The following is a 6392-nucleotide window of genomic DNA, read 5'->3' on the forward strand; positions in this document are numbered from 1 at the left end:
CAGGTTTTCTGGGGCTTTCAGCGATTTTAGGAGATGCCCTCGGACCAGAGGGTGGTGGACAGGGCTGGATTCGAACCAGCGTACGGAAACCCGGGCAGATTTACAGTCTGCTGCCTTTAACCACTCGGCCACCTGTCCATTGGGGCCCGCTTTGGGAAGAGGCCCAATGGCGAAACGAGACTTGCCTGTCAATGGCAGTCATGGGAAAGGCGCGGCCATGAGACAATTTTCCCGTCACCGCCGCCCGCAGGGCTCGGGCCAGCGCGGCCAGGCCATCCGTTTCTGGGGACGCCATGCCGTTCTCGCCGCGCTCGCCAACCCCGAGCGCACCGTAAAACGCATCTGGGGCACGCGCGAAGCGTTAGGCCAGCTCGACCTGCCGCCGGTGATTCCGATCAGCTACGCCGACGTCGCCGATCTGGCGCGACTCGTCGCGCGCGATGCCCCGCACCAGGGCCTCGTGATCGAGGTCGATCCGCTCGAGGAAATCTACCTCGGCGACCTCCTCCAGGACGAGGTCGACGCGGGAAGCACGCGGCCGCTCGTCGTCCTCGACCAGGTCACCGACCCGCACAATATCGGTGCGGTGCTCCGCTCGGCCGCCGCTTTCGATGCCGCGGCGATCATCACGCAGGATCGTCACAGCCCGCCCGAAAGCGGCGTCATCGCGCGCTCGGCGTCGGGCGCGCTCGAAACCGTACCGTGGGTGCGCGTCGTCAACCTGTCGCGCGCGCTGGAGGAGATCGCCGAGGCGCAATATTGGCGCATCGGGCTGACAGGCGACACCGAAACGACGCTGGGCTCGACGCTCGACGGCAGCAAGGTTGCGCTGGTGCTGGGGTCCGAAGGCGACGGCATGCGCCACAATGTGATGGAGCATTGCGACGTGCTGGCGAAGCTCCCCATCTCGCCGCGGATGGAGAGCCTCAATATCTCGAACGCCGCGGCAATCGCGCTCTACGCGGTCGCGACATCAGGCCAGTAAGGCTCAGTCCTCGGCGGCGATCCGCACGCGAAGACCGTCGAGCGCGTCGCTGAACGGAATCTGGCACGACAGGCGCGAATTGTCGTCGCGATCGGTCGTCGAATCGAGCAGGTCGTTCTCGTCCTCGCTCATCGCGGGGATCGCGCTCTTGTCGCCGCCCTCGATGTGCACATGGCACGTCGCGCACGAACAACAACCGCCGCACAGCGCCAGCAGCTCGTCGAAGCCTGCGTCGCGGATATTCTCCATCACGGTCAGGCTGGTGTCGCCCTCGATCTCATGCTCGGTCCCGTCACGCGTCACGACAATCAGCTTGGCCATGCTAGTCCCCATCGGTTTCTTGTCGCAGGCGCTATGTCGTGCGTTGCGCGGCAAATCAAGCGTTGCTATCAGCGGCGGCAAGAACAAATGGAGAATATGCGATGGGCCTCAGCCAGCGGCAACTGAACGCGGGAATCGACGCGCTGGCGGAACGCGACGCCAATTTCGCGCGTGCGCTCGGCCATGCGGGCTATCCCGAACCGCGCATCCGCGAACCGGGATACACGACTCTCCTGCGCACTATCGTCGGCCAGCAGGTGAGTGTCGCGGCGGCGAATTCGATCTGGAACAAGCTCGAGGCCGGGTTCGGCGAAGGATGCCCGGCCGAGGTGATGGCGGCCGCCGAATTCGACGCGCTGCGTGCCTGCGGCCTGTCGGCGCAGAAACAGGGCTATGCGAAAAGCCTCGCACAGCTCGTGATCGACGGCGAACTGAAATTCGACGCCCTGCCCGCCGATGACGAGGAGGCGATCGCATTGCTGACCAAGGTCAAGGGGATCGGCCGCTGGTCGGCTGAGATCTATCTGCTTTTCGCCGAAGGGCGCCCTGACATCTGGCCCGCGGGCGACCTTGCGGTGCAGGAGGCCGTCGGCCGCATCCTCCAGCTAGGCGAGCGACCGGGCGAAAAGGCCGTGCGCGAACTCGCCGAACCCTGGCGCCCGCACCGCGGTGCCGCAGCGATCTTCAGCTGGCACTGCTACAATATGGATGTGATCTGATCATCTCTTCAAGGACGCCATGAAATGACCACCCGCGACATCGTCACCGCCTACTACGCCGCCTTCAACGCGGGCGACACCGACGCGATGCTCGCGCTGGTCGCCGACGACATGCGTCATGACGTCAACCAGGGCGAACCGCGCCACGGCAAGGCGCTGTTCGCCGAGTTCAACGCGCATATGACGCGCTGCTACCGCGAGCAACTCACCGACATGGTGATCTTTGTCGAAGGCAATCGCGCCGCCGCAGAGTTCATCGTGAACGGCACCTATCTCGCTACCGACGAGGGTCTGCCCGAGGCAAATGGCCAGACCTACCGCCTTCCCGGCGGCGCCTTTCTGTCGGTCAACGCCGACGGCCTGATCGACCGCGTGACGACCTATTACAATTTGCAGGACTGGCTGAGGCAGGTCGGCGCGTGACGCTCGCGGTTGCGGCGGTGACGGGCGCCGAATTGGCCGGGGTCATCCCCGCCCTCGCCCGGCTGCGCATCGCGGTATTCCGTGACTTCCCCTATCTCTACGATGGCGACGCAGCCTATGAGGCCGATTACCTCGCTCATTTTGCCGCAGCCGACGGCGCGGTCGTCGTGGTCGCGCGCGACGGCACGGACATCGTCGGCGCCGCCACTGCCGCGCCGCTTGCCGCGCAGGACCCGGCGTGGCGCGACCCGCTCGCGGCGGCAGGATTCGATATCGGCCGCACCTTTTACTTCGGCGAATCCGTCCTCCTCGGCAAGTATCGGGGCAAAGGCATCGGCCATGCCTTCTTCGACCATCGCGAGGCGCAGGCGCGCGCATGCGGCGCATCGCATGCCGCCTTCTGCAGCGTCATCCGCGCCGAAGACCATCCCATGCGCCCCGCCGACCACCGTCCCCTCGACGCCTTCTGGCGCAGCCGCGGCTACGCCCCGCTGGCAGGCGTGACGGCTACCTTCGACTGGAAGACAGTCGGGAGCGCAGAAGAGCAGCCGCACCGGCTGCAATACTGGACGCGCGGGCTTTGACCTTGGACAATGGCCTAACGACGGGTGGCAGCTTTCGGCCGGAGGTGGACATTTATCCTCCCTGTGCCGCAGGCATGGGGAGGTGGCAGCGCGAAGCGCTGACGGAGGGGCTTTTGCGCCGCCGTTGCGGCCCCTCCACCACTGCCTGCGGCGGCGGTCCCCCTCCCATCGCTTCGCGACAGGGAGGATAACTCCTTCTTCGTCACCCCGGACTTGATCCGGGGTCCATGACTTCGCCGCCGCCGTGGATCCCGGATCAAGTCCGGGATGACGAAGGTGGGTGGCCAAACGTCCGCTCGCCACCCCAAAACAGCCAGTCGTCCGGCGCTCTACCAGAGAGCTAATAAAAAGGCCGGATGGATCGCTCCACCCGGCCTTTTTCATTCATCAAGTGCGAAGCTTATTCGGCCGGAGCCGCCTTCTTCGCGGCCGGCTTCTTGGCCGGGGCCTTCTTCGCAGCGGGCTTTTCCTCGGTCTCGGCCTTCGGAGCCGCGGCTTTCTTCGCCGGAGCCTTTTTGGCGGGCGCTTCTTCGGCCTTGGCCTCTTCCTTCACCGCTTCCTTCTTGGCGGCCGGCTTCTTCGCGGCCGCCTTCTTGGCGGGCTTGTGATCGTGGTCGTGATGGTCGTGGCCGCAGCCCGGGCCATGGACGTGACCGTCATCATCGGCTTCGATCGCGGCTTCCAGCTTCTCGCGGGTGGTTTCGCGGTCGCTGATCTCGGCCTTCTCGAACAGGAAGTCGACGACCTTGTCCTCATACAGCGGGGCGCGAAGCTGCGCGGCGGCAAGCGCGTCCTGCTGGACATATTCGACGAAACGCTGGCGGTCCTCGGGGCGATACTGCTGCGCCGCCTGCATGATCAGGCGCTGCATTTCCTGGTTCGACACCTGCACGCCGTGCGCCTGGCCGATCTCGGAGAGCAGCAGGCCCAGACGGACGCGGCGCACCGCGATCGCATGATATTCGTCGCGATCCTTTTCGAGTTCGGCCTTCGCCGCCTCGGGATCGGCTTCGTGGCTCGCCTCATGCTCGAGCTGCTGCCAGATCTGGGCGAATTCGGCTTCGACCATCGTCGGCGGCACGTCGAAGTCGTGCGCGGCGGCGAGCTGGTCGAGCAGCTTGCGCTTCATATAGGTGCGCGTCAGGCCATTGAGCTCCTGCTCAACCTGGTCCTTCATCAGCTCTTTCAGCTTGTCGAGGCTTTCGAGGCCCAGCGACTTCGCGAACTCGTCGTCGATCTTCGACGCGGCCGGAACCTTCACTTCCTTGACGGTGATCGCGAATTCGGCGGGCTGGCCCTTCAGATTCTCGACCGGATAATCTTCGGGGAAGGTCACCTTGATCGTCTTTTCGTCGCCAACCTTCGCGCCGACGAGCTGGTCCTCGAAACCGGGGATGAGCTGGCCCGAGCCGATTTCGACCGCCATGTCCTCGCCCGTGCCGCCGTCGAACGCGACGCCGTCGACGCTGCCCGCGAAGTCGATGATGACTTGGTCGCCGGTTGCGGCCTTCCTGGTCTTCGGCGCTTCCTCGAAGCGCTTCATCTGCGCCGCGAATTCCTCGATCTTCGCCATCACCGCCGCGTCGTCGGCGGGAACGGTCAGACGCTCGAGCTTCAACCCGTCGACCGACGGGGCCGCAATCTCGGGCAGCACCTCGAGCGCAACGGTCAGTTCGGCATCCTTGCCGCGCTCATAGTCGTCGGCGAGCGTCACGCCGGGCTGGATCGCCGGGCGCAGCTTTTCCTTCGCGATCAGGTCCTTGACGCCCTGATCGATCGCCTTGTTGAGCGCATCGGCCGACAGCGCCTCGCCATGCATCTTGCGGATCAGGTTCGGCGGAACCTTGCCGGGGCGGAAGCCGGGCATCCGCACGGTCGGCGCGACAGCCTTCACTTCCTCATCGACGCGCGCGTCGATATCCTTCGCGGTGATGGTCAGGCGATATTCGCGCTTCAGGCCTTCGTTCAGCGTTTCGACGGTCTTCATTGCCTTGGTCTTATCCTTGCTCAAAATCTCGTATCGAACCCCGCCTGACAGACGAAGTTCCCCATTCCCGGCCTGCTGCTCGCGAAGGTGGTGCGGGCGAAGGGACTCGAACCCCCACATCTTGCGATACTGGTACCTAAAACCAGCGCGTCTACCAATTCCGCCACGCCCGCAGGAGCTTTCGGCCGGGGTGCACGACATCGCGCGCTGCCGCGCACGCCCGTGCGGGCCGCGCGGGGCTATAGCAGACACGCGGCCGAGGGCAAGGCCGGAAAGCCGCCTTTTCCGCCCGAATGCGCGAGGCGGAACATGCGCCGCGCCGGTTCGTTGTTGAATCGAGGAGAATCACCATGACGACCGGCGCCGACCCGCTTCCGAAGCCGAAGCCCGATACGATCGAACCACAGGCGCCGCCCGAACAGCCGGTACAGCCGACGCCGCTGGAAGACCCGGCGGGGCAGCCGCAGGAAATCCCCGGCGGGCCCGGTGGCGGCGATGTGGACGAACCGGGACGCGGGCCGAGCGAAGTGCCGCCCGGTCAGATTTGACAGCGCCGACTGCGCGTCAGATTTTCAGCGTATCGAGCAGCTTGTTCACTTTCGCGGCATCGCGGTCGAAATAGTGGATCGAGGGCGCGACGAAGCTGACCAGATAGAGCTGACCCTTCACCACCGCTGCCTTGGCGATCCCCTTGCGCGGAAGCTGGTCGCCCTCGACCGCATAGGTGAAGGTAAAGCGCACCGCATCGTGCCCGCTCATCTTGTCGGGTTCGACCTTGCCGACCTCGAACAGCGACGTCGAGGCGAGCGGCCACTGAAATCCATTCGCCAGCTCTCGCAGGAGCACATGGCTTGCCAATACCCCGGCGCGGAACGCCGTAGAACATCTATTGTAGTCGGCTAGGTTTCATCGAGGCAATGCCGCGCATTCGCCAACGAAGCCAAAATAGCGACAATCATGGGCCGATCAGAAATGCGAGGATCGTCGCCGTCTAAAGAAATCTTGACACTGGAAACACATTTAACAGCGCCAGCGCCCAAATCCGGCGCTGACCATGCAATCTCCAACGACATCTTTCCTTTAGGCTTCGTGGACGCGATTCCCTTCCACGAGGTACAGAGCGAAACATCAAGATTCTGAAGCTCACCCCGCAATTTCCGATCCCCAAGCCAAATCGCCTGCCGCTGCGCCTCCTTTTCTAAGGCGCCCGGCGCGGGCATACGCATCTGAAACGCTCGTATTTTCCCGGCAGGAAGGCAAACTAGGGTCAGGACTCATTGATCAGAGCCAGAAGATGACTGTAGCGGCGAGGGCTACGGCGGAGAAGAAGGCCTTCGGGCACCGATCGTAGCGCGTGGCGACGCGCCGCCAGT

The 6392-nt window shown here is 64.5% G+C and carries 9 protein-coding genes, 2 tRNA genes and 1 pseudogene; 5 read left to right on the top strand and 7 right to left on the bottom strand.

The window, feature by feature from the left end:
- Positions 1–52: 52 nt before the first annotated feature.
- A tRNA-Tyr gene (locus ATE64_RS10465) sits at positions 53–138 on the bottom strand.
- Between the two features lie 79 nt (positions 139–217).
- Between ATE64_RS10465 and rlmB the strand changes: the two genes are divergently transcribed.
- Positions 218–985, top strand: a complete 768-nt coding sequence (gene rlmB, locus ATE64_RS10470) for a 23S rRNA (guanosine(2251)-2'-O)-methyltransferase RlmB (RefSeq protein WP_058455505.1) — start codon at positions 218–220, stop codon at positions 983–985.
- A gap of 3 nt (positions 986–988) precedes the next feature.
- On the opposite strand, the gene ATE64_RS10475 is transcribed toward rlmB, so the two are convergent.
- Positions 989–1306 (bottom strand): 2Fe-2S iron-sulfur cluster-binding protein, encoded by a 318-nt coding sequence (locus ATE64_RS10475; protein ID WP_058455506.1) that lies wholly within the window; start codon positions 1304–1306, stop codon positions 989–991.
- Between the two features lie 101 nt (positions 1307–1407).
- Here ATE64_RS10475 and ATE64_RS10480 point away from each other — a divergent pair, with 101 nt between their 5' ends.
- The 3 genes from ATE64_RS10480 to ATE64_RS10490 are packed head-to-tail and all read left to right on the top strand — an operon-like array spanning position 1408 to position 3032.
- Positions 1408–2025 (top strand): DNA-3-methyladenine glycosylase, encoded by a 618-nt coding sequence (locus ATE64_RS10480; RefSeq protein ID WP_058455507.1) that lies wholly within the window; start codon positions 1408–1410, stop codon positions 2023–2025.
- A gap of 24 nt (positions 2026–2049) precedes the next feature.
- Positions 2050–2448 (top strand): ketosteroid isomerase-related protein, encoded by a 399-nt coding sequence (locus tag ATE64_RS10485; RefSeq protein WP_058455508.1) that lies wholly within the window; start codon positions 2050–2052, stop codon positions 2446–2448.
- Entirely contained in the window at positions 2445–3032 is a 588-nt protein-coding gene (locus ATE64_RS10490; RefSeq protein WP_231729069.1) for a GNAT family N-acetyltransferase, read from the top strand. Before ATE64_RS10485 ends, ATE64_RS10490 begins: the two co-directional genes overlap by 4 nt.
- A gap of 400 nt (positions 3033–3432) precedes the next feature.
- Here the strand turns inward: ATE64_RS10490 and tig are convergent, their stop codons facing one another.
- Both tig and ATE64_RS10500 read right to left on the bottom strand, forming a co-directional pair.
- Positions 3433–5019, bottom strand: coding sequence for a trigger factor (gene tig / locus ATE64_RS10495; protein ID WP_058455509.1), 1587 nt, complete (start codon positions 5017–5019; stop codon positions 3433–3435).
- 88 nt (positions 5020–5107) lie between these two features.
- A tRNA-Leu gene (locus ATE64_RS10500) sits at positions 5108–5192 on the bottom strand.
- Positions 5193–5369: 177 nt separating this feature from the next.
- Here ATE64_RS10500 and ATE64_RS10505 point away from each other — a divergent pair.
- The gene (locus ATE64_RS10505; protein WP_058455510.1) at positions 5370–5567 is read left to right on the top strand and encodes a hypothetical protein; all 198 of its coding nucleotides are present in this window, start codon (positions 5370–5372) and stop codon (positions 5565–5567) included.
- 16 nt (positions 5568–5583) lie between these two features.
- Here ATE64_RS10505 and ATE64_RS10510 read toward each other — a convergent pair whose 3' ends face one another.
- The 3 genes and pseudogenes from ATE64_RS10510 to ATE64_RS21615 form a co-directional block, all read right to left on the bottom strand.
- Positions 5584–5865 (bottom strand): hypothetical protein, encoded by a 282-nt coding sequence (locus ATE64_RS10510; protein ID WP_058800351.1) that lies wholly within the window; start codon positions 5863–5865, stop codon positions 5584–5586.
- Positions 5866–5918: 53 nt separating this feature from the next.
- Positions 5919–6245, bottom strand: a complete 327-nt coding sequence (locus ATE64_RS21610; RefSeq protein WP_156416501.1) for a hypothetical protein — start codon at positions 6243–6245, stop codon at positions 5919–5921.
- Between the two features lie 55 nt (positions 6246–6300).
- Positions 6301–6392 (bottom strand): annotated as a pseudogene (locus tag ATE64_RS21615) (IS5/IS1182 family transposase); the annotation flags it as partial.

The sequence above is a fragment of the Sphingopyxis sp. H073 genome (assembly GCF_001468395.1).
Classification (GTDB): domain Bacteria; phylum Pseudomonadota; class Alphaproteobacteria; order Sphingomonadales; family Sphingomonadaceae; genus Sphingopyxis.

Coding starts and splice junctions, on each gene's coding strand:
- ATE64_RS21610 (WP_156416501.1), bottom strand. CDS start 6,245: ATGCGTATGCCCGCGCCGGGCGCCTTAGAAAAGGAGGCGCAGCGGCAG.
- tig (WP_058455509.1), bottom strand. CDS start 5,019: ATGAAGACCGTCGAAACGCTGAACGAAGGCCTGAAGCGCGAATATCGC.
- ATE64_RS10485 (WP_058455508.1), top strand. CDS start 2,050: ATGACCACCCGCGACATCGTCACCGCCTACTACGCCGCCTTCAACGCG.
- ATE64_RS10475 (WP_058455506.1), bottom strand. CDS start 1,306: ATGGCCAAGCTGATTGTCGTGACGCGTGACGGGACCGAGCATGAGATC.
- ATE64_RS10505 (WP_058455510.1), top strand. CDS start 5,370: ATGACGACCGGCGCCGACCCGCTTCCGAAGCCGAAGCCCGATACGATC.
- rlmB (WP_058455505.1), top strand. CDS start 218: ATGAGACAATTTTCCCGTCACCGCCGCCCGCAGGGCTCGGGCCAGCGC.
- ATE64_RS10480 (WP_058455507.1), top strand. CDS start 1,408: ATGGGCCTCAGCCAGCGGCAACTGAACGCGGGAATCGACGCGCTGGCG.